This window comes from Streptomyces gottesmaniae (assembly GCF_031845845.1).
GTDB classification, from domain to species: domain Bacteria; phylum Actinomycetota; class Actinomycetes; order Streptomycetales; family Streptomycetaceae; genus Streptomyces; species Streptomyces akebiae.
In genome coordinates this window covers 1-22,150 of sequence record NZ_JAVRFJ010000034.1, presented here as the reverse complement: position 1 = coordinate 22,150, position 22,150 = coordinate 1, and the positions used below count along the sequence as shown (strand labels likewise).

At 71.7% G+C, this 22,150-nt stretch carries 23 protein-coding genes; 9 read left to right on the top strand and 14 right to left on the bottom strand.

Translation table 11 applies throughout. The features are described 5' to 3' along the window. Positions 1–62 precede the first annotated feature (62 nt). Both RM704_RS31825 and RM704_RS31820 read right to left on the bottom strand, forming a co-directional pair. Complete coding sequence (locus RM704_RS31825) at positions 63–386, bottom strand: putative quinol monooxygenase (RefSeq protein WP_033530909.1); 324 nt, start codon at positions 384–386, stop codon at positions 63–65. A 98-nt stretch (positions 387–484) separates the two neighbouring features. Then, positions 485–706 (bottom strand): hypothetical protein, encoded by a 222-nt coding sequence (locus RM704_RS31820; protein WP_033530910.1) that lies wholly within the window; start codon positions 704–706, stop codon positions 485–487. A 173-nt stretch (positions 707–879) separates the two neighbouring features. On the opposite strand from RM704_RS31820, the gene RM704_RS31815 reads away from it, so the two are divergent. Both RM704_RS31815 and RM704_RS31810 read left to right on the top strand, forming a co-directional pair. Then, positions 880–1,464, top strand: a complete 585-nt coding sequence (locus tag RM704_RS31815; protein ID WP_033530911.1) for a TetR/AcrR family transcriptional regulator — start codon at positions 880–882, stop codon at positions 1,462–1,464. 125 nt (positions 1,465–1,589) lie between these two features. Further along, the gene (locus RM704_RS31810; protein ID WP_033531098.1) at positions 1,590–2,783 is read left to right on the top strand and encodes a serine/threonine-protein kinase; all 1,194 of its coding nucleotides are present in this window, start codon (positions 1,590–1,592) and stop codon (positions 2,781–2,783) included. 78 nt (positions 2,784–2,861) lie between these two features. On the opposite strand, the gene RM704_RS31805 is transcribed toward RM704_RS31810, so the two are convergent. From RM704_RS31805 to RM704_RS31765, 9 genes are all read right to left on the bottom strand, one after another. Further along, positions 2,862–3,728 carry a class III extradiol dioxygenase subunit beta gene (locus RM704_RS31805; RefSeq protein ID WP_202808160.1) on the bottom strand — a complete coding sequence of 289 codons (867 nt, stop codon included), beginning with the start codon at positions 3,726–3,728 and terminating at the stop codon, positions 2,862–2,864. Between the two features lies 1 nt (position 3,729). Further along, positions 3,730–4,086, bottom strand: a complete 357-nt coding sequence (locus RM704_RS31800; RefSeq protein ID WP_033530913.1) for a protocatechuate 3,4-dioxygenase — start codon at positions 4,084–4,086, stop codon at positions 3,730–3,732. A 46-nt stretch (positions 4,087–4,132) separates the two neighbouring features. Beyond that, positions 4,133–4,885: an SDR family NAD(P)-dependent oxidoreductase gene (locus tag RM704_RS31795; protein WP_033530914.1), complete on the bottom strand. Its 753-nt coding sequence runs from the start codon at positions 4,883–4,885 to the stop codon at positions 4,133–4,135. Continuing rightward, positions 4,882–5,163 (bottom strand): muconolactone Delta-isomerase family protein, encoded by a 282-nt coding sequence (locus tag RM704_RS31790; RefSeq protein WP_033530915.1) that lies wholly within the window; start codon positions 5,161–5,163, stop codon positions 4,882–4,884. Before RM704_RS31790 ends, RM704_RS31795 begins: the two co-directional genes overlap by 4 nt. Positions 5,164–5,233: 70 nt before the next feature. Then, positions 5,234–5,935 carry an alpha/beta hydrolase gene (locus RM704_RS31785; protein WP_033530916.1) on the bottom strand — a complete coding sequence of 234 codons (702 nt, stop codon included), beginning with the start codon at positions 5,933–5,935 and terminating at the stop codon, positions 5,234–5,236. Continuing rightward, positions 5,932–6,960: a Rieske 2Fe-2S domain-containing protein gene (locus RM704_RS31780; RefSeq protein WP_033530917.1), complete on the bottom strand. Its 1,029-nt coding sequence runs from the start codon at positions 6,958–6,960 to the stop codon at positions 5,932–5,934. The genes RM704_RS31785 and RM704_RS31780 overlap by 4 nt, the downstream gene beginning before the upstream one ends. Before the next feature lie 105 nt (positions 6,961–7,065). Further along, entirely contained in the window at positions 7,066–8,100 is a 1,035-nt protein-coding gene (locus RM704_RS31775) for a PDR/VanB family oxidoreductase (RefSeq protein WP_033530918.1), read from the bottom strand. Between the two features lie 106 nt (positions 8,101–8,206). After that, on the bottom strand, positions 8,207–8,518 hold the full coding sequence (locus tag RM704_RS31770) for a hypothetical protein (RefSeq protein WP_311591542.1): 312 nt from the start codon (positions 8,516–8,518) through the stop codon (positions 8,207–8,209). 364 nt (positions 8,519–8,882) lie between these two features. Beyond that, positions 8,883–10,514 (bottom strand): AMP-binding protein, encoded by a 1,632-nt coding sequence (locus tag RM704_RS31765; RefSeq protein ID WP_033530919.1) that lies wholly within the window; start codon positions 10,512–10,514, stop codon positions 8,883–8,885. A gap of 374 nt (positions 10,515–10,888) precedes the next feature. Here RM704_RS31765 and RM704_RS31760 point away from each other — a divergent pair, with 374 nt between their 5' ends. The 4 genes from RM704_RS31760 to RM704_RS31745 all read left to right on the top strand — a co-directional run bounded on the left by RM704_RS31760 (position 10,889) and on the right by RM704_RS31745 (position 16,009). Next, positions 10,889–12,505 (top strand): sensor histidine kinase, encoded by a 1,617-nt coding sequence (locus RM704_RS31760; protein ID WP_033530920.1) that lies wholly within the window; start codon positions 10,889–10,891, stop codon positions 12,503–12,505. Between the two features lie 26 nt (positions 12,506–12,531). Beyond that, on the top strand, positions 12,532–13,173 hold the full coding sequence (locus RM704_RS31755; RefSeq protein ID WP_078937390.1) for a response regulator: 642 nt from the start codon (positions 12,532–12,534) through the stop codon (positions 13,171–13,173). Between the two features lie 220 nt (positions 13,174–13,393). Then, entirely contained in the window at positions 13,394–14,305 is a 912-nt protein-coding gene (locus tag RM704_RS31750; RefSeq protein WP_033530921.1) for an SDR family NAD(P)-dependent oxidoreductase, read from the top strand. Positions 14,306–14,524: 219 nt separating this feature from the next. Beyond that, entirely contained in the window at positions 14,525–16,009 is a 1,485-nt protein-coding gene (locus tag RM704_RS31745; protein WP_033530922.1) for an aldehyde dehydrogenase family protein, read from the top strand. Positions 16,010–16,083: 74 nt separating this feature from the next. On the opposite strand, the gene RM704_RS31740 is transcribed toward RM704_RS31745, so the two are convergent. Then, positions 16,084–17,046, bottom strand: coding sequence for an NHL repeat-containing protein (locus tag RM704_RS31740; RefSeq protein ID WP_033530923.1), 963 nt, complete (start codon positions 17,044–17,046; stop codon positions 16,084–16,086). A 297-nt stretch (positions 17,047–17,343) separates the two neighbouring features. Between RM704_RS31740 and RM704_RS31735 the strand changes: the two genes are divergently transcribed. The 3 genes from RM704_RS31735 (at position 17,344) to RM704_RS31725 (ending at position 20,645) form a co-directional block, all read left to right on the top strand. Further along, positions 17,344–18,801, top strand: a complete 1,458-nt coding sequence (locus RM704_RS31735) for an aldehyde dehydrogenase family protein (RefSeq protein ID WP_033531100.1) — start codon at positions 17,344–17,346, stop codon at positions 18,799–18,801. Between the two features lie 169 nt (positions 18,802–18,970). Next, positions 18,971–19,567, top strand: coding sequence for a TetR/AcrR family transcriptional regulator (locus RM704_RS31730; RefSeq protein ID WP_033530924.1), 597 nt, complete (start codon positions 18,971–18,973; stop codon positions 19,565–19,567). Positions 19,568–19,775: 208 nt separating this feature from the next. Beyond that, the gene (locus RM704_RS31725) at positions 19,776–20,645 is read left to right on the top strand and encodes an LLM class F420-dependent oxidoreductase (RefSeq protein WP_033530925.1); all 870 of its coding nucleotides are present in this window, start codon (positions 19,776–19,778) and stop codon (positions 20,643–20,645) included. Positions 20,646–21,034: 389 nt separating this feature from the next. Here RM704_RS31725 and RM704_RS31720 read toward each other — a convergent pair whose 3' ends face one another. Together RM704_RS31720 and RM704_RS31715 are read right to left on the bottom strand one after the other, a co-directional pair. Continuing rightward, a complete protein-coding gene (locus RM704_RS31720; RefSeq protein ID WP_033530926.1) occupies positions 21,035–21,286 on the bottom strand; it encodes a hypothetical protein in 252 nt (83 codons plus the stop codon). Between the two features lie 426 nt (positions 21,287–21,712). Then, on the bottom strand, positions 21,713–22,111 hold the full coding sequence (locus RM704_RS31715; RefSeq protein ID WP_311591614.1) for a LysR substrate-binding domain-containing protein: 399 nt from the start codon (positions 22,109–22,111) through the stop codon (positions 21,713–21,715). Between the last annotated feature and the right edge of the window lie 39 nt (positions 22,112–22,150).

Here is a 22,150-nt window from a genome sequence, read left to right as displayed (position 1 = left end):
TCCTCGGTTGTCCGGGATGCCGGCCGGCCGGTCTCGCCCGTCGGCCCGCTCCCCGTGGTCGGTCAGACGGCTCCGGCGTCCGGATCTCCGGCGGGGATCGGGTCCAGGAAGACCATGTCCGGCGCTCCGGCCAGCGCCCGTGCCAGGGCGGCTCCGACCTCCCGCATCACGGCGCCCTTCATGTGCGCGCCCAGCGCCTCCGGGGAGGCCCACTTCTCGATCATGAGGAACACGCCTGTGGTGCCCGCCTTGCGGTGCAGCGCGTACCGCAGGCATCCGGGTTCGGCGTGCACCTTGGGCAGCGCCGCCGTCAACGTCCTCTCGACCAGCTCTTCCTGGCCGGGCTTGGCGACCATCGTCGCCACCAGGACCACCGCCTCGGTCATGGGATACCTCTCTCGATATAACAGTCGTCATAATCATGGCAGATGCCGGAGCCGTTGTTCCACGGCGGCCGGCCGGGGTCCGGGATTCTCGCCCGCCGCTACTCCAGGGCCGCGAAAGCGGCCTTCACGTACTGGGCCGTGCGGCCCTGGCCGTCCGCCAGGCGATGCGGGGTTTCCGGGGAGGCCTCGGTGCGGACGATCGCATCGACGAGCAGGCGCAACTCGTGGCCGAGAGCGGCGATCGCTTCGCGCCGGTGCTTCAGGTGCTCGGCTGCCGGATCTTGCGGGGTGCGGCTTGAGGCGGGGAGAGGCGAGTTCATCAGGTGTCTCTGTGTGGTGAGGGCCTTCGCCCTCGGCGGTGGTCCGGGCGCCTTCGGAGTGCGACGAGGCTGCCCCACGCCCGGGTGCGGAGGGAGGCGGTGTGGAGACCGCCGCCGAGGACGCGGCTCACGGTAGACTATGACGAACGTTATAGCCAGAGGGGACGTAGCAGATGCCCAAGAGCAGCGCGCCGTCGCGCGATCGGATCGTGGCCGGTGCCGCCGACATGATCAGTCGGCGTGGTCTGAGCGCCACGAGCATCCGGGAGATGGCCAAGCACGCCAAGGCGCCGCTCGGCTCGACCTACCACTACTTCCCCCAGGGCAAGCAGCAGTTGGCCACCGAAGCCGTCCGCTACACCGGTGACTGGGTGGCCCGGAGCCTGCGCAGGGAGCTGGAGGCGGGGCCCGCCGCGGGCCTGAGTGCCTTCCTCGACCTCTGGCGCAGGATCGTCGTGGAGAGCGACTTCCATGCCGGCTGCCCCGTCCTGGCGGTCGCCATCGAGGAGCCCCCGGCCGACGAGGTCCCACCCGCCCTGGCGGCCGCGGCCGAGGTCTTCGAGCTGTGGGAGAGCCTGTTGGCCGCCTCCCTGCGGGAACACGGCGCCGAAGCCGAGCAGGCCGCGCAGGTCGCGACACTCGTCGTCGCCGCGGTCGAGGGGACGGTGGCCATGTGCCGCGCCAAGCGCAGCACCCAGCCCCTCGACCACACCGCCGAACAGCTCCAGTCCCTCATCGCCGCCGCCACCAGGGCGTGACCGACCGGATCCGCGGCGGCGACGCTGAGTGCATCCATGTGGTACTGAGCGTGTCCGTGGCCGGGCATACTGAGGGCGCCCCCGCCGTCGCAGCCGGGTGGCAGGGGGGAGGGGCCGTGACCGCCATGCGGATCGGGCCGTATGTGGTCGAGCGTGAACTCGGCTCCGGCGGGATGGGGACCGTGTATCTCGCCCGGTCGCGGGGCGGACGTGCTGTCGCCGTGAAGGTGGCACGCCCCGAGCTGGCCGTCGATCCCGCCTTCCGGGCCCGTTTCCGTGTGGAGATCGAAGCGGCGCGCCGGGTCGGCGGCTTCCATACGGCGCCGGTCGTGGACGCCGACCCGGACGGCGCGCCGCCCTGGCTGGCGACCGCGTACGTTCCCGGACCCACCCTCGCGGCCCGGTTGGCGACCGACGGGCCCATGGAGGAGGGAACGGTGCGGCAGCTCGGGGCCGCACTCGCGGAGGCTCTGCAGGCCATCCACGCGTGCGGTCTCGTCCACCGCGACCTGAAGCCGGGCAACATCGTCATGGCCGCCGACGGCCCCCGCGTTCTCGACTTCGGTATCGCGCGGGCCATCGAGGACACCCGGCTGACCGCCACCGGCCACGCCTTCGGGACGCCGGGCTTCCTCGCCCCCGAGCAGGCCGTCGGCGCGGACGTCACCGGAGCCGCCGACATCTTCGCCCTCGGCGCGGTCCTCGTCGTGGCCGCGGGTGGCCGGCCGTTCGGCGACGGCACTCCGATGGCCCTCATGTACCGCTCGGTCCACGAGGAAGCCGACCTCACGCCGCTGCCCCTCGCGCTGCGGCCCGTGGCGGCGTCCTGCCTGGCCAAGAACCCGGCGGACCGCCCCACCCCGAGCGCCCTTCTGGACCTCCTCACCACGCCCGGACCACAGGGCGGGCCCCCGGTCCACACATCCACGCCGTACCTGCCGCCGGGCGACCCGTCGGACGCGGGGAAGCCCCTCAGCCGCCCTTCGGCGACCCATGCCCGTCGCAGGGACGACGACACCTTCGGGACGAGGACGACCGACTCGCCGCGGTCCTTCACCGCCGCCGCCGACCGCAGCCGCGTCGTGGTGGACGAGGAGGGTGTCCTGCTCCAGGCCGACACCACCGAGATCGAGTTCCCATGGGAGGAGATCGGCGCGGTGACCACGACCGTCACGGGCCTCGGCCGTGTCCTCAGAGTGACCGTGCGGACGTACGAGGGCGAGTCCTATTCCGTGGATGTCAGGGCCCCCAACCGGCGTCTCCGCAAGGCGTGGTCGCTCCGGATGGACCGGGTCCTCGCACGCCACCTCGACGGTTAGGGCCCTGAGGGGGAGGCAGGCCCTCGCGCCGAAGTCCGCGCGCTGCTGCCGCAGGGTGACGACTCTCCGGCCGTGGCCTCAGGCAGTGGCCGAGCGTTCCGACGGGACGGTGCCCAGATTCTCGAACAGCACCATCCCGGCGGCCGTGTTGGAGGCGGGCACGTGGTAGGCATCGTGCACGCGGCGGATTCGTGGCCCGAGGGCGCCGCGCATGATCAGCCACATGATGAGCTCGATGCCCTCCGAACCGGCCTCGCGGATGTAGTCCTCCCGGGTCAGCGCTGCCAGCTTCTCCGGATCGTGCTCGATGGCGTCGAGGTACATCCGGTCGAAGTCCTGGTTGATCAACCCGGCGCGGGCGCCCGCGAGTTGGTGGGACATGCCGCCGGTGCCGAAAACAGCGACCTTGAGGTCCTCGGGGAAGGAGCGGATCGCCTCGCCGAGGGCCTTTCCCAGGGCCAGGCACCGTGCCGCCGTGGGCTGCGGGTACTGGATGACGTTGACCAGGACGGGGACGACAGCGCACGGCCAGCTCTCCCCGGGGTCGGGGCAGTACACCGACAGCGGCACGGTCAGACCGTGGTCCACGGCGAGGTCCTGGAACACCGTGATGTCGAAGGAGGAGTCGACCAGGCTTTCGATGAGGTGGTCGGAGAGCTCCGGGGCGCCGACGACGGTCGGGACCGGGCGGCTGCCCCATCCTTCGTCCGCCACCTCGTACGAGGCCGCCGCGCCGATCGCGAAGGTCGGTGTGACGGACAGGTCGACGGCGTTGGCGTGGTCGTTGTAGACGACCACGGCCACGTCCGGCGTGTGCCGGGCCATCCACTCCCGGGCCGGCGCGTACCCGTCGAACAGCGGTTTCCAGTACGGGTCCTCGGTCTTCCCGCGGTCCATCGCCGCGCCGATCGACGGCACGTGCGAGGTCGCCAGACCCCATGTCACCTCAGCCAAAGCTCCGCCCTCCCGCTTCCAGTGCCTGAGCGAACTCCTCGGTGGTCATGCCGGTGAACACGCCCCCGAGGTACTGCATGGACTTCTGGTCCAGCACCGCGAGTTTGAAGACGTAGAAGATGGAGCCGCCCAGCTCCAGCATCCGCGTCCAGTCCCGGCCCAGGACCGCCTCCCGCTGCTCGGCCGTGAGTCCGTACGCCTCGCAGTACGCCGCCTCGTCCGCGCTGAATCTCACGCGGTGGTCGGCGTCCTTCAGCGAGCCGCAGAGCCGGTTCAGTGCCCGCCCTCGACGGTTGTCGGCGGTGTCGAAGACGTAGGTACCCGTGATGTGGGGTGTGCCGGTCGACATGGCCCCTCCTCTCCCTCCCCTTCCGCTGTCGTTTTCGGGCGGCCGGTCAGCGCAGCAGTCCACCGCCGTCGCAGACGAGCGTCTGACCGGTGACCATGGCCGCGTCCGGCGAGGCCAGATAGGAGACGAGCCCCGCGAAGTGCTCCGGGGTGACGTACTCCCGGATCGCCTGCTGCCGCATGGTCGCGGCGAAGACCTCGTCGCCGGAGTGGGCCCTGGTGCCGGGGGTGGCGACCTGGGCGGGGGCCACCGCGTTGACGGTGATCCCGTGCTCGCCCAGTTCTCGCGCCATCACCCGCGTCATGCCGATCAGCGCGCCCTTGCTGGCGACGTAGGCGAGTTGGCCCGGTGAGCCGGTGAAGAAGGTGCGGGAGGCGACATTGATCACCCGACCCCGGTGTGCGCTCTTGACCAGCCACGGCACGCACGCCTGCACCATGAGCAGCGGGCCGACGGCGTTGACGGCGAAGAAGCGGTGCAGTTCCTGCGGGGTGGCCTCCAGCAGGCCGCTCCGGCCGGACAGCAGGCCCGCGTTGTTGACCAGGACGTCCACGCCGCCGTAGGTCTCCGCGATCTCCTCGACGGTACGGCGCGTGGCGGCCGGGTCACTGACGTCACAACGCCAGGCCCGTACGCCGGTGATCCCCGCCCCGTCGTCGAACCCTGCCGTGTCGTTGGGTTCGGTGATGTCCAGGGCGGCGACGGTGCACCCGTCGGCGGCCAGCCGGCGCACGATGGGCGCGCCCAGTCCGCCCGCCGCGCCCGTGACCACCGCGACCCGAGCGCTCCGCGTGGTCACGGTGCCTTCTCCTGCGGATGGGTGGCCAGGGCCTCCACGGTGATGTCCATCCACGTCCACATCGGCAGGGACACCAGTGCGTCGTGCAGTTCCGCCGGGTCGGCCGCCTCGTACAGACCGATGGTCGCGTTGCGGCCCGGGACCCGCCACAGCCGTTTGAGGATCCCGGCCTCGCGGAGTTCCTGTGCCCGTGCGCGCTCGCCCTTGCGCAGGCTCTCCCGGACGTGGTCGGGGGTGTCGGGGGGCAGGGTGTTCTCGGTGCGGACGAGAAATTCCATGCGGTGTCCTGCCTTTCGGGGCTTCGGGGCTTCGGGGCTTCGGGGCTTCGGGGCTGCGGGGCTTCGGGCTTCAGGCCAGATCCAGCAACACGTCCGCCAGTTCACCGGGGGAGGTGACCATGGCCTCGTGACCGGTGGCGATCTCGTGGACCGGCCAGCCCCGGGCGGCGGCGCGCTCGGCGTGCGGGGTGAACACCCGCATCCAGTCGGTGCATTCGACGAAGACACCGGGCACCTGGTCGGCCTTGCCGGTCAGCCTCAACGGCTCGGTGTAGGTCAGCCACGGGTGCGGGGACAGCCGGGGCCCGAGCCAGTCCAGGTCCGACTGTTCCTCCACCCCCAGAACGCTCAGTGAGCGCACCGGGATGAGCCAGCCGAAGCCGGGCCCGGCCACGGACTCCCGGTAGTGGCCGGCGACGGTGGCGGGCAGCAGGTCGATCGCCGCGTCCCCGTCGTCACCGACGAAGGCGTCGAGGTAGAGGCGCCTGGACAGCCGTTCCGGGACGCGGTCCGCGACCCCGGTGACGACCTGACCGGCGTAGCTGTGCCCGACGAGCACGACGTCCCGCAGGTCGTGGGCCTCGATCAGGGCCACGACGTCCTGGATGTGCGTCGCCAGGCCCACGTGGGGGCCGAGCAGGTGGGCGCGGTCGCTCACCCCGGTGAGGGTGGGGGCGTGCACCTCGTGCCCGGCGGCGCGCAGTCTCGGGGCCACGCGCTGCCACACCCATCCGCCGTGCCAGGCCCCGTGCAGGAGGACGAAGACGCTCATACCGGAACGTTCCCTCGCTGTTCGCGGGCCAGCATCTTCGCCAGCGCCCGGCGTCCGCGCAGGGCGGCCAGATCGGAGCGGATGCTGGACTCGGCGGTGCCGCCCGGGTCCGTGGCGTACATCAACTCCTGGGCCTCCAGGGCGTCGACGTCCTCCTGCATCACCGCGAGCTGCTGCTTGTGCTGGAACTCGGTGAGGTCCTCGTCGTCGATGAGGTAGTCGCGGGCCAGGGCGTAGAAGTCGTGGGTCTCGTTGCCGTGCGCGGGCGTCATGCCGTACAGCACCTTCATGTGGAAGCCTTCCGGTTCCTCGGTGCCGGTGGCCGCGACGCGGATGTGGAGGACGAAGATGCCGGGCGGGTGGAACTCGCCGTCCTGCCAGCGGTCCACCGGTGAGGTCAGTCCGCAGGACTTCTCGTAGAACGGCGGGGCCTCGATGCCGATCATGCGACGGCTGAAGCCGACCCGGTCGCCCTCCACGGTGACGTCGATCGGGGTGGCGGCGACGGCCGCGTTGCCGATGCTCGTCGGGTGCAGGAAGGTCTCGTGCGTCAGGTCGAGCAGGTTCTCCACCAGCAGCAGGTGCCGCGCCTTCAGCGGTACGACGCCGTGTACGTGGGTCCAGTGCGGGTCGGTCAGCCACGAGGTGTCGGGCAGCAGGCTCGCGTCGGCCAGGCCGGCCTCGCCGGGCCAGATCCAGATGGCGCCGTCCTTCTCGACCAGGGGGAAGCGGCGCAGGGCGGCCTTGGGCCGGTCGGCCTGCTCGGCGACGCCGACGCACACGCCCTGCCCGTCGAAGCGGTAACCGTGGTAGTCGCACTGGAGGGTGCCCTCGTCGTCCAAGTGGCCCAGGGACAGCGGGTACTTGCGGTGGGGGCAGCGGTCCTCGACGGCGGTCGCACTGCCGTCGGGCAGCCGGTAGAAGCAGACCGGGATGTCCGTGATCCAGCGGCGGGTGAGCGTCCGGCCGATCTCGTCGGACCAGGCTCCCAGGTACCAGCCGTTGCGCACGTGTGTGGAGAGCATCAGGGCAACGCCTTTCTCTTCGAAGTCTTCTTCGGGCGGCGGGTCGAGGCCCAGGAGTCACAGGCCGCCCAGGAGTCAGAGGTTCAGGAGCCAGGGACCCAGGAGTCAGAGGTCCAGGACGAGGCGGCCGCCGCGGGCGCGGGAGACGCAGATCAGCATGGTGTCGCCGGCGGCCCGCTCGTCCTCGGTGAGCAGGGAGTCCCGGTGGTCGATCTCGCCCGCCAGGACGGCGGTCTCGCAGGAGCCGCAAATGCCCTCCTCGCAGGAGGACATGACCGGTGCGCCCGCCGCTGTCACGGCCCCGAGCACCGACTGTCCCGGCCGCACGGTGAGCGTCACCCCGGACGAGCGCAGCTCCACCTCGAACGGCTCGTCGCCCTCGCCGTCACCCGGGAGCTGCCCCGGCGTCGCGGCGAACCGCTCCACGTGGAGCGAGCCCGGGGGCCAGGTGGCGCAGTGGGCCTCGACCGCGTCGATCAGCCCGGCCGGGCCGCAGCAGTACACCAGGGCGGCGGGATCGGGCTCACCGAGGTGGCCGGCGAGGTCGAGCAGGCCGTACTCGTCCTGCGGCCGTACGGTCACGCGCTCGCCGTAGCCCGTCAGCTCGGACAGGAACGCCATCGACGCCCGGCTCCGACCCCCGTAGAGCAGGGACCAGTCGGCGCCGGCCGCGTCGGCCTCGGCGATCATCGGCAGCAGCGGGGTGATGCCGATGCCACCGGCGACGAACAGGTACCGCGAGGCCTGCCGGAGGGGGAAGTTGTTGCGCGGGCCGCGTATCCGCAGCTCGCTCCCCTCGCGGACCTCGTCGTGGATCCACTGCGATCCGCCGCGTCCGTCGGGCTCCCGCAGCACCGCGACGCGCCAGCAGTCGGTGACGGCCGTCGGACCGCACAGCGAGTACTGGCGGACGGTGCCCGTGGGGAGGACGACGTCGATGTGTGCGCCCGGCTGCCAGCGCGGCAGCGGTACGCCGTCGCGCGGTGCGAGCACCAGGGACGCGACGCCGTCCGCCGCCGGCTTGCGGGACAGCACGGTGACCGTGCCGTCGTACTCGGTGTCGCCTGGCGCCGGGGTGGACGTGGCCGCGGCCTTCCCGAGCGGGAGCGCGGCCAGGGCGGCGGTCGACGGGCTCGTCATATGTGTCATCTCCTCGGCACGGTCGGTGGCGCGGTGGCACCTCCGACGCTAGTGGTGGGGAATGCGCAGGTCATCGCGCTAATGACCGGACCCGGCCGGAGGAAGGTCACGACCCGACTACGTCATTCGTCGCGCTCGCCGGGCTCTCGGCCGTGCCGGGCGGGGCCTGGTCGAGGTGGATGTGCAGCGGGTGGTCCGTGCTCCACAGGGCTTCCACCACGGTGTGCAGATGCTCCGCGTCGACCCGCCACAGGGGCTCGCCGTAACGGTCGTCCCACGTGACACCGTCCGACGGGACGGCGTCGGCCAGCAGCCGCCGGTGACCGGCGGCGTGGTCCGGGGCGTCCGGTGCCCGCGTGAACTCGACGAACAGGGAGGTGCCGCGGAAGGGCACCCAGATGTGCGCGGCCGCGGTCATGCCGGCGTCCCCGTGGTCTGGGACGGCGCGGCGCCGTCGGAGGGTCGGGACGTTGCGGGGGTCATGGGGGCTCCTTGGGTCGGACGGGACCGGGCGGACCGAGATGGCCCGTGGCGGACCGGGATGACCGGACGGATCGGCGGGCCGGCCTGCAGGCGGGACGGTCGGCGTGGGCCGGGATGTCGGCGACCTCGTGTGCCGGTGGCGGACCGCCGAGTCGCGGGCCCGCAGACCTGACAGAAGCGGGTCCGGCAGGAGGGTTCGGCCCACCGAGGGGATCACCGCCGACGGCCCGGGGGCGGCGGCCGGTCGGACGTAATGGGTGATGCCGGCCCTGGGCCGGACCCTCGTCCCGCAACGGCCGTCAGACTCCCGCCGAACCGGCCTTCTGGGCCGTCCTCCTGGCCCAGGCGACTTCGAGCTTGCCCGTCGGCGTGCGGGGCAGCACGTCCGTCAGCACGACGGAGCGCGGGACCTTGTATCCGGCGAGGCTGCGACGCACCCAGTCGCGCAGTTCCTCGCCGGTGACGGTGGCCGCCGGTCCGACCGCGACGACAGCCGCCACCCGCTCGCCCCAGGTCTCGTCGGGTACACCGACGACGACGCAGTCCTTCACCTCGGGGTGCGTCAGCAGCACGTCCTCCACTTCCTGCGGGTGCACCTTCTCCCCGCCGGTGTTGATCACCCCCGAGCCGCGCCCGAGGAACCTGATCGCGCCGTCGGCCTCGATCTGGGCGAGATCGCCGGGGATGGCGTACCGCACCCCGTCGATGGTGCGGAACGTCCGGGCGCTCTTCCCGGTGTCCTTGTAGTAGCCGAGCGGCATGGGCCCGCCGTAGGCGAGGATCCCGGTCTCCCCGCTGCCGGGCTCGACGAACCGGTCACCCTCGCCGATCACCCTGGTCGCGGGCACCGGACGGAACCGGGCAGGCAGCTCCCGTACCGACGAGGTGACCGCCAGGGCGAAGGGGCCGCCCTCGCTGGAGGCGATGGCGTCGACGACCGTGACGTCGGCGCGTTCGTGCAGCGCCTTCTTCAGCCGGTCGTCGAGCGCGGTACCGGAGCTGAGGACCGTGCGCAGGGAACGCAGGTCGTACGGTGTGCCGGTGCCTTCGGCGCGCACCAGTTCGTCGACGAGCGGTCGGCAGACGGCGTTGCCCGCGACGAGCAGGGTGTCGATCTCGCGCTCGGCGAGCGTCTGCCAGACATGGGCCGGATCCAGTCCGCCCTGCCGTGCCATGACCGCCCGGCCGCCCACCAGCAGGGTGCCCATGGTGTTGAACAGACCGGTGGCGTGCATCAGAGGAACCACCGGCATGGTGGTGGGCGCTCTGCCTTCGTGGCGGGCGGCGACCGCGGTCGCCGCGGCTTCGTCGAGCGTCTTCGGCAGTTCGGTGACGCCGGCCTGCCGGAGGATCGGGATGGAGTGGAGCAGATCGCTGAGCTGCCACATCACGCCCTTCGGCTTGCCCGTGGTGCCGCCGGTGTACATGAAGAGCCGGTCCGAGCCGGGCCGGGGCCGGGCCGCGCGGGGCGCGTGCGTCGCGAGCAGCTCTTCCAGCTCGGGCACCGTGGGCCCGGCCGGGCCTTCGGCGGGCGGATCTCCCGCCCTCACGAGCAGCTTCAACGTCCGTACGTGTCCGGCGGCGTGCGTGACCCGGTCCGCCAGGGCGCCACTGAAGACGAGCGCCGCCGCGTCCGCGTCCGTGAGCAGCTCGGACAACTCCTCGCCGGTGTACCGGTAGTTGGCGTTCGCCGGCACGGCGCCCAGTTTGAACGCCGCGAAGACCGTCTCCAGGTACGCGGCGCCGTTGTACAGGTAGCAGGCCACCGTGTCGCCGGCCCGCACCCCGGCGACCTCCAGCGCGGCTGCCAGCCGTGACGCACGCTCGTCGAACTCCCGGTAGGTCAGCTCGCGACCGGGCTCGGAGATGGCGACGGCATCGGGCAGGGCGCGGGCGACCGCCTCCCAGATCGTGCCGATGGACACGTCCATTCCTCAGACCTCCTCGTCCTCGGGGATCGGACACCAGGGCGGCGCGGGCCCGGACCGGCCGTGCGGCCGTGCCCGCCCCGCGAACCTCGCCGGATCCGGTCCGGGGGAGAGGAGCGGAATCCGGCGAGGTGGATGCCCAGGCTAGGCGGGTGCCGCCGGAGGGGGAACGCGAGCAATGACCGAACCCGCTCGCCGCTTCGACAGGCGATGAACAGGTCAAATGACGTAGTACCGCCGTCGGCGCGCCGGGCTACGATGCTGCCGTCGGCCGTATCCCGACGCCTCCACCAGTCCCCTCGACCAGTCCCTTCCACCAGTCCCTGCGCCCCCGCCCCCGTGGGATCCGTCGCACGCAGCTGATGAGGAGATAGGCCATGTCCGCTGCACGGCTCGTCGCGTGGGAAGACGTGGCCGAGGCGACCGTGGACGGCCTCGCGGTGGTGGACTGCGCCGGCTGCTTCGTCCAGCTGAACCCCGCGGCCGTCGCGCTGTGCGGGGAGCGTCGGGAGGCCGATCTGATCGGCCTCCCCGCTCCGTTCGCTCTCACGACGAAACCCACCGCCTGCCCGGGGCTGCTGGAGGATCAGTCGGACGAGCAGGTGGCCTACTGGGTGACCGGCTCCGGGGCGCGCCGCGAGTTCGCCTACCGGGCCCGCAACCTGCCGGCCGACCCGAGCCTGAAGGTCGTGTCGTTCCGCGACGTGACGGACGAGGGGCACCGCTACCGCAGGGTCGCGGCCATCGCCCGCACCTCCGTCTCCCTGGCCTCCGAGGGATCGCTGGGCTCGACCCTCGACGCCGTCGCCCGGCAGATCGTCCGGACCGACGGACTGGCCGGCGTGCAGATCCTGATCCTGGACAGCACGGGCCGGGAACTGCGGCTGATGGGATCCGCCGGGCTACGGCGCTCGGACACGTTCCTCGACCGTCTGCTGGAGTGCCGCGACCGGGGCGCCCGGCTGGTCATGCTCGACACCCTGAAGGCACGCGAACCGATCGTCGTCCCCCACCGATGGGCGGAGATCCGCTCGGACCCGGCCTGGGAACCGCTGCACGACTACCTCGGCGAGCTGGCCTGGGACTCCTTCGTCAGCGTGCCGCTGACGGTGCGCGGCCGCGCCGAAGGCGTGCTGAACGCGTACTTCGCGCCCGGCCAGGAGGTCGGCACACGCACACTGGAGTTCCTCGCCGCCATGGCCGAACAGGCCGCCCTCGCCGTCGACTACGCCACGCTGCTGCAGCGCGAACGCGACGGAGCCCGGCAGGACGAACGCCAGCGGCTGGCCCGTGATCTGCACGACTCGATCGTCCAGCAGGTGTTCTCCATCGGCATGCAGGCCAACGCGGTGGGAGTACTCGGGACGCGCGGCGTACCGGTGCCCGCCGAGGCCGTCCAGCACTTCGCGGACGAGATCGGAACGCTCTCGCGGACCGTGCTCGCCGACCTGAGGGCCATGGTGCACGAACTGCGCCCGTCCTCCACCGCCGACCTCGGTCTGGAGGAGACGGTGCACACGCTCGTCAAGAGCACCGAGAACCGGACCGGTCTGGACTTCCGGCTCCGGCTCGGAGGAGGACTGGACGCGATCGACCCCGAACTCGCCGAGGACGCCTACCGGATCATCGCGGAGGCCATCCACAACGTGGTCAAACACGCGGAGGCCACCCTCGCCACCGTCCGCCTCGGTGTCCACGGCCACACCCTCACCGCGAGCGTCTCCGACAACGGCCGCGGCCTGCGGGACGCGGGCGGACGGCCGGTCCCCCCGGACGGCGACCGGGGCGTCGGCGCGGAGGGAGACGGGGAGGGCTACGGACTGACGACCATGCGGGAAAGGGCGGAACGATGGGGCGGCACCATGAGGATCAGATCGCGCGCGCCGAGGGGTACGACCGTGCGCGTGGTCATACCCCTGCCCGTACAGGTGCCGGACTCGTCCCCCGAGGGCCCGGACAGCTCCGCGAACGCCCCGCTGACGGTGCGGCTCTGACCGGCGGGGAGCCCCGGCCGACCAGGGTGCTGATCGTGGACGACCACGCCGTCGTACGCCGTGGCATCCGCGCCTACCTGGAAGTCCTGGACGACATGGAGGTCGCCGCGGAAGCGGCCGACGGGCAGGAGGCGCTCGCCCGGCTGGACGCGATGGCGGCCCATGGCGAGCTGCCGGACGTGGTACTGATCGACCTGCTCATGCCCAGGATGGACGGCTCCACCGCGATCGGGCTGATCAAGGAGCAGCACCCCGGGGTACGGGTCGTGGTGCTCACCAGTTTCGGCGAGATGGAGCGCGTCCACACCGCCCTCGCACAGGGGGCCGCGGGCTATCTGCTCAAGGACGCGGATGCCGGCGAGGTGGTCTCCGCGATCCGCGCGGCGGCACGGGGAGAGGTCTTCCTCGATCCCGCGGTGGCCCGGGGGCTCACCCAGAAGATCGTGGCGCCGCCGACCGGACTCGCCGCGCTCACCGGCCGCGAGCGCGATGTCCTCGTCCTCGTCGCCGAGGGGCGGTCCAACCAGCAGATCGCCGACGAGCTGGTGATCAGCGAGCGCACGGCCCGTACGCACGTGAGCAACGTGCTGCGCAAACTCCGTCTCACGTCACGCACCCAGGCGGCGCTGTTCGCCGTAGGGCAGGGACTGGTACCGCCGCGCGGCTGAGCGCCGAGCCGTGCGCGTCGCCGAGTGCCGAGCCGTGCGCATCGGCCGCGACCGGAAGAACCGCCCCGGTGAGCGACGCCTCCGAGCGCGACATGTGTCCCGGTCCCGCCGGGACACAGGACGGCGGCGGAAACCGTCATCGGGCAGATCCTTCGAGGCTTGGAGCCTGTCAGGCTCGGGGAACGCCCTACCGGATCTCCCTTTTCAGCAGGAGGACAACATGCTCGACGGCCGAGTCGCCATCGTCACGGGTGCGGGCCGCGGCCTCGGGCGGTCCTACGCCCGTGCGCTGGCGGCAGCGGGTGCCGCTGTCGTCGTGAACGACCTCGACGCCGACGTGGCCGACGAAACCGTCGACGCGATCACCGCGGCGGGAGGCGCGGCCGTCGCCCATGTCGGCGCGGTCGGCGGCTCCGAGTTCGCCGACGCCCTGGTCGAGCGTGCCGTCACCGAGTTCGGCCGCCTCGACGTGATGATCACCAACGCCGGCGCGCTGCGGGACAGGACCCTGCGCAACGTCACCGACGAGGACTTCGACGTCGTCGTCACCAGCCATCTGCGTGGAACGTTCACCTGCGGCCGGGCCGCGGCGGCCCGCTTCCGCGAACAGGGCGACGGCGGCCGGCTCATCCTCGTGGGGTCTCCCGCGGGACAGCGCGCCAGCTTCGGCCAGACCGCCTATTCGGCCGCCAAGGGCGCGATCGTCGCGATGACCCGCACATGGGCTCTCGAACTCGGGAAGATCGACGTCACCGTCAACGCCGTCGTGCCGACCGCGCTGACCCGTATGGTCGCGACCATGCCCCGCGTCGGTGACCTCGTGGCGAAGGCGGACGCGGGCGAGCCGATCCCCGAGGGAGCCCGCCGCCAGGGGCTGGGCTCACCGGACGATGTCGCCCCGCTGATCGTCTACCTGGCGTCGAAGGAGTCGGGCCATGTCACCGGGCAGGCCGTCGCCGCCGGAGGCGACCGGATCGCCCTGTGGACGCACCCCGCCGAGGTCGCGACACACCTCCGGCCGGGCGGCTGGACCCCCGATGCGGTGAGCGAGCTCTTCACCGACGCGTACGCGAACCGGCTGCAGGAGTTCCGGCCCACCCCGCTCGACCTCGAAGCCATCGAAGGCGTCTGACCGTACGCCCCGACCGGAGCAGCACCGCGAAACGGGCCCGTGCCGCGTCGGCACGTGCCCGGCGGACGGCCCGTTCCTATCAGCCGGGGCGCGGGTCCCCCGTCCGGCCGCGCACGCACACCACCGTCAGGCGAGACCTCACTCGCCACGAGACCTCACCCGCCAGGAGCATCCGCCAGGAACATCCGCCAGGAGAGACATCACCACCAGGAGAGCCGCATGTCCCAAGAGGTTGGTACCAGACCAGAGGAACCGCCGGCCGCCACGGTGCGGACCGGACTGCTCATCGACGGCAAGACCGTCGAGACCGACAGCCACACCGCCGTACACGATCCCGCCGCCCCGGACCGGATCGTCGGCTACGCCGCCGCTGCGACACAGGAGCAGGCCCGCGCGGCGGTCGCCGCCGCCGACGCCGCCTTCCCCGGCTGGGCCGGCATGCCCGCCCGGCGGCGCGCGGAGATCATCGAGCAGGCGCTCGGCCCGCTCGACGACAGCGCGGCCGACCGCGCGGCCCTGATGACCCGCGAGAACGGCAAGATCTCGTTCGAGAGCCAGGTGGAGATGGGGGTGTTCGTCGCACGCACGCGGGCGGCGCTCGACCTGGTCGACACCCTGGACCGGGTGCGGCACCTCGACGGTCCGCCGCTGAACTCACGGATCCACCAGCTGCCCATGGGCGTGGTCACCGTCATCGTGCCGTTCAACTGGCCGATCGCGATCCTCGGAGCGAGCCTGCCGTACGCGCTGCTCGCCGGGAACACCGCCGTCGTCAAACCTCCGCCGACCGTGCCGCTGGCGTTGGTGCACACCCTGGAGCGGTTCGCCGCGGGACTCCCGGCAGGTGTGCTGAACGTCGTCACCGGCGACAACGACGCGGTCGCCCCGGTGCTCACCGATCCACGGGTGCGGAAGATCGTGTTCACCGGCAGCACCGCCGCCGGCCGGACCGTCATGGCCGCCGCCGCGCGGAATCTGGCCTCGGTGACGCTGGAACTCGGCGGCAACGATCCCGCGATCGTCCTGGACGACGCCGACCTGTCCGAGGAGCACATCGGCCGCCTGGCCCAGGGCGCGTTCCTGACGAGCGGGCAGGTCTGCATGGCGGTCAAGCGGGTGTACGTCCACCGGTCGCGCTACGAGGAACTCGTCGCCAAGCTGTCCGCCTCCCTCGACACCCACCGTGTGGGACCGGGCTCCGACCCCGCCTCGACCATGGGCCCGCTCAACAGCGCGGCCCAGCGCGGGAAAGTGCTCGCCATGCTGGCCGAGGCGGCCGACGCCGGGGCCGAGATCCGCGAACTGGGCACGCTGCAGGCGGGTGTCGCGTCCTCCGGCGGCCACTTCCTGCGCCCCGCGCTCGTCCTCGACCCCGAGCCGGGCCTGCGGATCGTCACCGAGGAGCAGTTCGGCCCCGCCCTGCCGATCCTGCCGTTCGACGACCTCGACCCGGTGGTGGACCACGTCAACAACGACTGGTCGGGGCTGTGCTCCTCGGTCTGGAGCGCCGACCCGGTCCGTGCCTCCGCCGTCGCGGAGCGGCTGCGCACCGGCACCACATGGGTCAACCACGCCAACGCCGTCGTGTGTGACGACCGGGCCCCCTTCGGGGGATTCCGGCAGAGCGGCATCGGACGCGAGATGGGTCAGGACGGCCTGCTCACCTTCACCGAGGCGCACACCGTCACGGTCCCGGGCGGCTGAGCCCCGCCTCCTGTCGTCCTCCTCCCGGCTGTGCCCCGGAACGCGTCGGCGTCCGGGGCACAGCCGGGTCGCGATCACCCGGTGACCGGTCGTGGGACGAGCGGTACGCAGACGGCGTCGTACGGGGTGTCGGCGTCCCGGACCGGAGCGCTGAAGCGTGAGTTGGGCAGGTAGAGACGGCCCCGGTACACGGCGGCGGTGGTGGGGAGGTCGAAACGGTCGTCCCTGATCACCCCGATCGCGGTGCCACGCGTTCCCGAGCGGTTCAGTCGGATGACGTCCACCTGGTTCGGTGTCGGCCGGACCACGTAGAGAGTGCGGCCGACGAGCGCCAGCCCGTCGCCGCCGGGCAGGGTCGTCGCACCCAGGTCGACCTGCCTGGCCGCCCCGGTGCGGGGGTCGACGCGCATCAGTGAGCCGCCGTCCACGGCCGCGTTGGTGACGAGCAGGCCGCTGCCGTCGGGAGTGCGGGCGATGCCGTTGGCGGTGAAGCCGGACTGCACCCAGTCACCGCCGAGCTCGATCGTCTCGGGCTCGGCGAGACGGCCTCGCCGCCCCAGCGGCAGTCGGTGGAGCCGTGCGCCGAAGGACTCGGTGAACCAGGCGGCGTCCTCGGTGAGCACGACATCGTTGACGAAGCCGCCGGTCCCGCCGACCGCGTGGGAGGCGAGCAGCTCTCCGGTGCGGGCGTCGACGACGCGCAGTTCGCCACTGCTGCCACCCGCCAGGAACAGCCGACCCCACGCGTCCAGCTTCAGCCCGATCGTCTGGCGGCCCAGTCCCGCGTGGACGATCTTGCCCTCACCGGTCGCCAGATCGACCCGGTAGACCCCGCCGCCCGCGATCGAACCGAAGTAGGCGTACGGCGCGAAACCGATCGCGATTCCCTCCGGCTCCCAGCCGTCGGGCAGTGGAAACCTGGTCGGCCAGGTCCGGGTGCCACGGTCGGCCGCCTGGGCCGTGCCGCCGAGCAGCGCGACGGCGCTCAGAGCGGCCCCCGCGCCGAGTACCTGCCTGCGTGCGAGAGAGCGTTCCATGGAGCATGTCCTTCCTCGATGAACAGCGGGACGGACACATTCTTTAAGTTTCAAGATTTTCGGGCCAGCGACGAATGTCCCGACCTCCGAAGCACGACCGCTCCTGAATGACGGGCCGTCGAAGGCCGAATGTCGGGACCCGGCTACGTCATCTGTCTCCACTTCCTCCGCTGCGCCCCCTTCCTCGTTGTCCGGCGGCCGGTGCGCGGTCATCATCCGACCACCTGCCGGTCGCAGTGGCGCGACCGGCGCCGGCACGGTGACGGCCACGGGTCGCACCGAGGAGGCGAGCGGATCATGAGCGTGCAACGGCCGCACATCGAACCGGGGAGGCTGTTCATCGCCGGAGAGTGGCGGGAGGCGGAAGCCGGGGGACGGCGTGAGGTCGTCGACCCGTCCACCGGGAAGGTCGTCGCCACGGTCGCGGAGGCCGACCAGGCCGACCTCGACGCCGCGGTGGCCGCCGCCCGCGAGGCGTTCGACGAGGGACCGTGGTCCCGCACACCGGCCCGCGAGCGCTCCCGCGTGCTGCACCGGGTGGGCGAACTGGTCCGAGAGCGGGCCGACGAGATCGCCGCCGTCGAAAGCCTGGACGTCGGCAAACCCGTGACGCTCTGCCGGGCGGTGGACGTGGAGACCGCGGCCGAGACCTACGAGTACTACTCCGCGCTGGCACAGAGCCTGGACGGGGTCACCCGGCAGATCCCGATCCCCGCGCACGCCTACACCCGTCGGGATCCCGTCGGCGTGTGCGGCCTGATCACCCCGTTCAACTTCCCGCTGATCCTGAGTTCCTCCAAGCTGGCCCCGGCGCTCGCGGCCGGAAACACCGTCGTGCACAAACCGGCCGAGGACACGTCGCTCAGCGCGCTGCTGATGGCGGACATCCTCACCGACGCCGGTGTGCCCGCCGGTGTGGTGAACGTGGTCACCGGCGGCGCCGCCGTCGGCGGGGCCCTGCTGCGCCACCACTCCGTGGACAAGATCGCCTTCACGGGCTCGACCAGAATCGGACGCGTCGTGGCCGGCACGGCGGGCCAACAGCTCAAGCCCGTCACCGTCGAACTGGGCGGCAACGCCCCGCACATCCTCTTCGAGGACGCCGACATGGAGAAGGCGGTCGGCGCGGTCATCAAGGGATTCGTCTACAACACCGGGCAGTTCTGCATGGGCGCCCCCCGGCTGCTCGTCCACAGCTCCCTGCACGACACGGTCGTCGGCATTCTCACGCAGGCCGTGCCCGGCGTGCCCGTCGGCGACCCCTTCGACCCGGCCACCGTGGTCGGCCCGATGGCCGGCGAACGGCACCTGGAGAACGTCGAGAGGTACGTGGAACTCGCCAGGAAGGACGGCGGCCAGGTCGTCGTCGGCGGCGAACGGCTGGAACTCGGCGGCGGCTACTACTACAGGCCCACGGTCATCACCGGCCTGGACAACGACGCCCGAACCGTGCAGGAGGAGGTCTTCGGCCCCGTCCTGACCGTCCAGTCCTTCGACACGGAGGACGAGGCCGTCGCCCTGGCGAACAGCACGGCGTACGGGCTGGCCGCCGGTCTGCACACGGCCGACCTGGCCCGCGCCCACCGTGTCGCCGCCCGCCTGGAGGCCGGGATCGTCTGGGTCAACGACTGGGCCATGCTCGACCCCTCCATGCCCTTCGGCGGTGTCAAGCAGTCGGGCTACGGGCGCGAATCCGGCCCGGAGGCACTCCAGGAGTACACGAAGACCAAGTCGGTCGTCATATCCCTGGCGTGAGCCGGACGACCGTGCGGCTGCGGCCCGTGCCTTGTGCGAGGCGAGGGCCGCAGGTCGTCGCGCATCCGCTCTTGTAAGGTGCAAGCGGAGATCGCTCCGGGTTTCTGAAACCGCATGAGGGTCTCCGCGTGTCCAGGGAGGACCTGCGCGGACAGGAGAAGGAGTAGGCGTGACCGGTGCACCGCGGCCGCTGCGGGCCGACGCGCGCCGCAACCGGCAACGCATCCTCGAGGTCGCCACACGGGCGTTCTCCGAGCGGGGTGCCGATGCCTCGCTGGACGCGATCGCCAAGGCGGCCGGTGTCGGTCCCGGTACGCTCTACCGCCACTTCCCCTCCCGCGAGGCGCTCATCGAGGCCGCCTACCGCAGCGAACTGGCCCGCGTGTGCGACAGCGCCACCGAACTGCTGGCCGGTCATCCGCCGGACCGGGCGATGCGGCTGTGGATGGACCGGTTCATCGACTACCTGGCCACCAAGAAGGGCATGGCGGAGGCGTTGCGCGCGGTGGTCGCCTCCGGGGCGGATCCCTTCGCCGAAAGCCTCGACCGGCTCAGCGCCGCGATCGGCGCACTGCTGCAAGCGGGTGCCGGCGTCGGTCTCCTGCGCTCCGACGTCGACCCGCTCGACGTGGCTTTCAGCCTCGGCGGCGTGTCCCTGGTCGCCAACGACCCGGTGCATCGCGAGAGGGCGGGCCGCATGCTCGACCTGATCCTCGACGGCCTCCGCTACGGAGCCGGCCGGGACGCGTCGACACGGACGGCGTGAAGCTGTCGTCCGGCGCCGTTGTCGTCGTCCCCGGGATGGACACGGCCGAGAGTGCTTCTGGACGACCGGAGAGTTCTCCGGTTACGCTCCCGTCAATCGGAGTGTTCTCCGCTTACAGTTCGCCGTGCCGCCCGAGCCGTTCCCGCGAGGGGAGGGCTCGGTGTCACGGCGCCGCAGCGCACGACACGAAAAGGACCTGGACGACCTGATGAAGTTCGGCCTGCACTACTGGAACTACTCGACCCCCGACGCCCCCACGCTCATCGCTCCCACGCTGGCGGAGACCGCCCGCGTGGCCGAGCAGGCCGGGGTGGCGTCGTTCACGGTGATGGACCACTTCTTCCAGATGGACGCCATGGCCCCCGCCGAGGAGCCCATGCTGGAGGGCTACACGACCCTGGGGTACTTGGCCGCGGTGACGGAGCGGATGACCCTCGGCATGCTCGTCACCGGCGTGATGTACCGGTACCCGGGAATCCTGGCCAAGACGATCACCACGCTGGATGTGCTCTCCGGCGGGCGAAGCCGACTCGGCATCGGCGCCTCATGGTACGAGCGGGAACAACTCGGTCTCGGCGTCCCGGTGGTGCCGGTCGCCGAGCGCTTCGAGCGGCTGGAGGAGACACTCAGGGTCTGCCTGCAGATGTGGAGCGACGACAACGGCCCCTTCGAGGGTGAGCACTATCAGTTGGCGGAGACGCTGTGCGTACCGCAGCCGCTCAGCCGCCCCCACCCGCCCATCATGATCGGCGGCGGCGGAGAGAAGAAGACGTTGCGGCTGGTGGCCCGCTACGCCGACGCCTGCAACCTGTTCGGCTCCACTCCGGCGGAGGTGTCGCACAAGCTCGACGTCCTGCGCGCGCATTGCGACGACGAGGGGCGCGACTACGACAGCATCGAGAAGACCGTGCTGCTGGTCCGCCCGGTCCTCCAAGACGTTGACGGCACCCTGGCGGACATCGAGCAGTACGCCGCCCTGGGCGTGTCCGAGGTCCTGGCGACGCCCGACCGCCACCCGGTCGAGTTCGCCACGGGGGTCGCGGAGAACCTGCTTCCGCGTCTCTCCTCCCTCGCCTGATCGCTTCGGCGGGGCCCGGTCGGCCCGTTGGCGCTCACGCTGGACGAGTTCGCCCTGGAGCTGTCAGAGGACGATCTCGATCAGGCTGCCGCCCGCCTCGACGGCGGTCGTGACGTCCGATGCCTGGGCGTGGAGCGGGCGGTCGGGAGGTGGGCCCGGGCGGCAGTTCGGCGGTGAGATTCGCGGGCTCTGCTTTCGTGGCGGGACAAGGGCCCCGCAGCCGGGCCTGACGGTTTCAGGTGGTGGCCGGGTTGCGCCGGGCTGAGGTGGTGCACGGGGGTCTGCGTGGTGTGCGGGGCGAGCAGGGCCCGCAGTTCCTCCGCCGCGACCTCGAGGGGGCCGCCGTCGCGCTGGCGCTCGTCCGAGTCGGTCGCTCTTTGCCAGGGCAGCTACCGCGTTCGCGGGACAGGGCGACCGCGTCGGAGCCTCTCAGTGCGAGAAACGAGTCGATAGCGCGCATCCACGGCCATGTCCAGCATCTGCAGCAGTGTCGCGTTCCCGCCGGCCTGGTCCACCATGCCGTGGAACTGCCGCATGCCCTGCGGGATCTCCTCGATCAGCTTCCGCTCCTCGGCGCTGCCCGGAGCGAGTCCGGCCGCCCGGCCGCGCAGGCGGTCGGCCTTGTCGAGGACGGCGCGCATCCGCCGTCTCTGTTTCCGCGGTCGACTTCTCCGCGGCCAGACGTGCGGCCAGGGCGCGGATCGATTCCCCGATCATGGAGGACTCCCGCAGTTCCTCCTCCCCGCGACGACCTCCTCGTGACGTGCCGGGCGGCACGTCGTCCTCCTCCTCGGTAGTGAGGATGACGTGAGTCACCGCGGTGCGTCCGTCCCCGGAGACGGTGGCGCTCGCGGACGGGTCACTGACCTCAGCTCACCCTGGAGACCCGGTCCGTGGCCTCCAGCGTCGCCTCCAGGGACGTGCGTGGACGGTGAGCCGGGAATCGAGCCGCTGTCCGTGAAGGTGCCGACGAAGGAGACCCCATGCAGGCACGCCGGTCACCAGCAGGGGACCGGTGGCCCGACAGTCGACGCTCGCCCGTCGCGCGAACGTCGCCTGCCGCGGCACTAGCCGGCGCCCCGCAGGACCGCGGACTGCTCCTCGGCATGCTGCTCCAGCCGTAGCGGGAGCCGCGCGGCGAGGTAGTCGATGAGTGCGCTGACACGTCGCGGGACATGGCCGTCCTCCTCCAGGAGGGCGTAGATGTCGGCGGCCGGTGTCGACAGGTGCGGCAGGACCCGGACGAGCTCGCCGCGGTCGAGATGCGGCCTGACGTGCCACTCCGAGCGCATGATGACACCACGGCCCTCCAGGGCCCAGCCGGTCACCACGTCACCGTCATTGCTGGACAGGCTGCCGTGCACCCGCACATGCCGGGGACGGTCCGCGTCCCCGAAGCGCCAGAGCGCGAAATCGCTCTCGTTCTCCCGCAGCACGATGCAGTTGTGGTGGGCCAGATCCTCGATCTCGGCCGGCGTGGGGGGGGGGGGGGGGGGGGGGGGGGG

What these genes read in the sequence shown, in the direction of transcription:
- RM704_RS31760 (WP_033530920.1), top strand. Translation starts at nt 10,889, where the DNA reads ATGTCCGCTGCACGGCTCGTCGCGTGGGAAGACGTGGCCGAGGCGACC.
- RM704_RS31810 (WP_033531098.1), top strand. Translation starts at nt 1,590, where the DNA reads ATGCGGATCGGGCCGTATGTGGTCGAGCGTGAACTCGGCTCCGGCGGG.
- RM704_RS31740 (WP_033530923.1), bottom strand. Translation starts at nt 17,046, where the DNA reads ATGGAACGCTCTCTCGCACGCAGGCAGGTACTCGGCGCGGGGGCCGCT.
- RM704_RS31725 (WP_033530925.1), top strand. Translation starts at nt 19,776, where the DNA reads ATGAAGTTCGGCCTGCACTACTGGAACTACTCGACCCCCGACGCCCCC.
- RM704_RS31720 (WP_033530926.1), bottom strand. Translation starts at nt 21,286, where the DNA reads ATGCGCGCCGTCCTCGACAAGGCCGACCGCCTGCGCGGCCGGGCGGCC.
- RM704_RS31785 (WP_033530916.1), bottom strand. Translation starts at nt 5,935, where the DNA reads ATGAGCGTCTTCGTCCTCCTGCACGGGGCCTGGCACGGCGGATGGGTG.
- RM704_RS31745 (WP_033530922.1), top strand. Translation starts at nt 14,525, where the DNA reads ATGTCCCAAGAGGTTGGTACCAGACCAGAGGAACCGCCGGCCGCCACG.
- RM704_RS31815 (WP_033530911.1), top strand. Translation starts at nt 880, where the DNA reads ATGCCCAAGAGCAGCGCGCCGTCGCGCGATCGGATCGTGGCCGGTGCC.
- RM704_RS31770 (WP_311591542.1), bottom strand. Translation starts at nt 8,518, where the DNA reads ATGACCGCGGCCGCGCACATCTGGGTGCCCTTCCGCGGCACCTCCCTG.
- RM704_RS31775 (WP_033530918.1), bottom strand. Translation starts at nt 8,100, where the DNA reads ATGACGAGCCCGTCGACCGCCGCCCTGGCCGCGCTCCCGCTCGGGAAG.
- RM704_RS31825 (WP_033530909.1), bottom strand. Translation starts at nt 386, where the DNA reads ATGACCGAGGCGGTGGTCCTGGTGGCGACGATGGTCGCCAAGCCCGGC.
- RM704_RS31790 (WP_033530915.1), bottom strand. Translation starts at nt 5,163, where the DNA reads ATGGAATTTCTCGTCCGCACCGAGAACACCCTGCCCCCCGACACCCCC.
- RM704_RS31780 (WP_033530917.1), bottom strand. Translation starts at nt 6,960, where the DNA reads ATGCTCTCCACACACGTGCGCAACGGCTGGTACCTGGGAGCCTGGTCC.
- RM704_RS31820 (WP_033530910.1), bottom strand. Translation starts at nt 706, where the DNA reads ATGAACTCGCCTCTCCCCGCCTCAAGCCGCACCCCGCAAGATCCGGCA.
- RM704_RS31735 (WP_033531100.1), top strand. Translation starts at nt 17,344, where the DNA reads ATGAGCGTGCAACGGCCGCACATCGAACCGGGGAGGCTGTTCATCGCC.
- RM704_RS31800 (WP_033530913.1), bottom strand. Translation starts at nt 4,086, where the DNA reads ATGTCGACCGGCACACCCCACATCACGGGTACCTACGTCTTCGACACC.
- RM704_RS31765 (WP_033530919.1), bottom strand. Translation starts at nt 10,514, where the DNA reads ATGGACGTGTCCATCGGCACGATCTGGGAGGCGGTCGCCCGCGCCCTG.
- RM704_RS31750 (WP_033530921.1), top strand. Translation starts at nt 13,394, where the DNA reads ATGCTCGACGGCCGAGTCGCCATCGTCACGGGTGCGGGCCGCGGCCTC.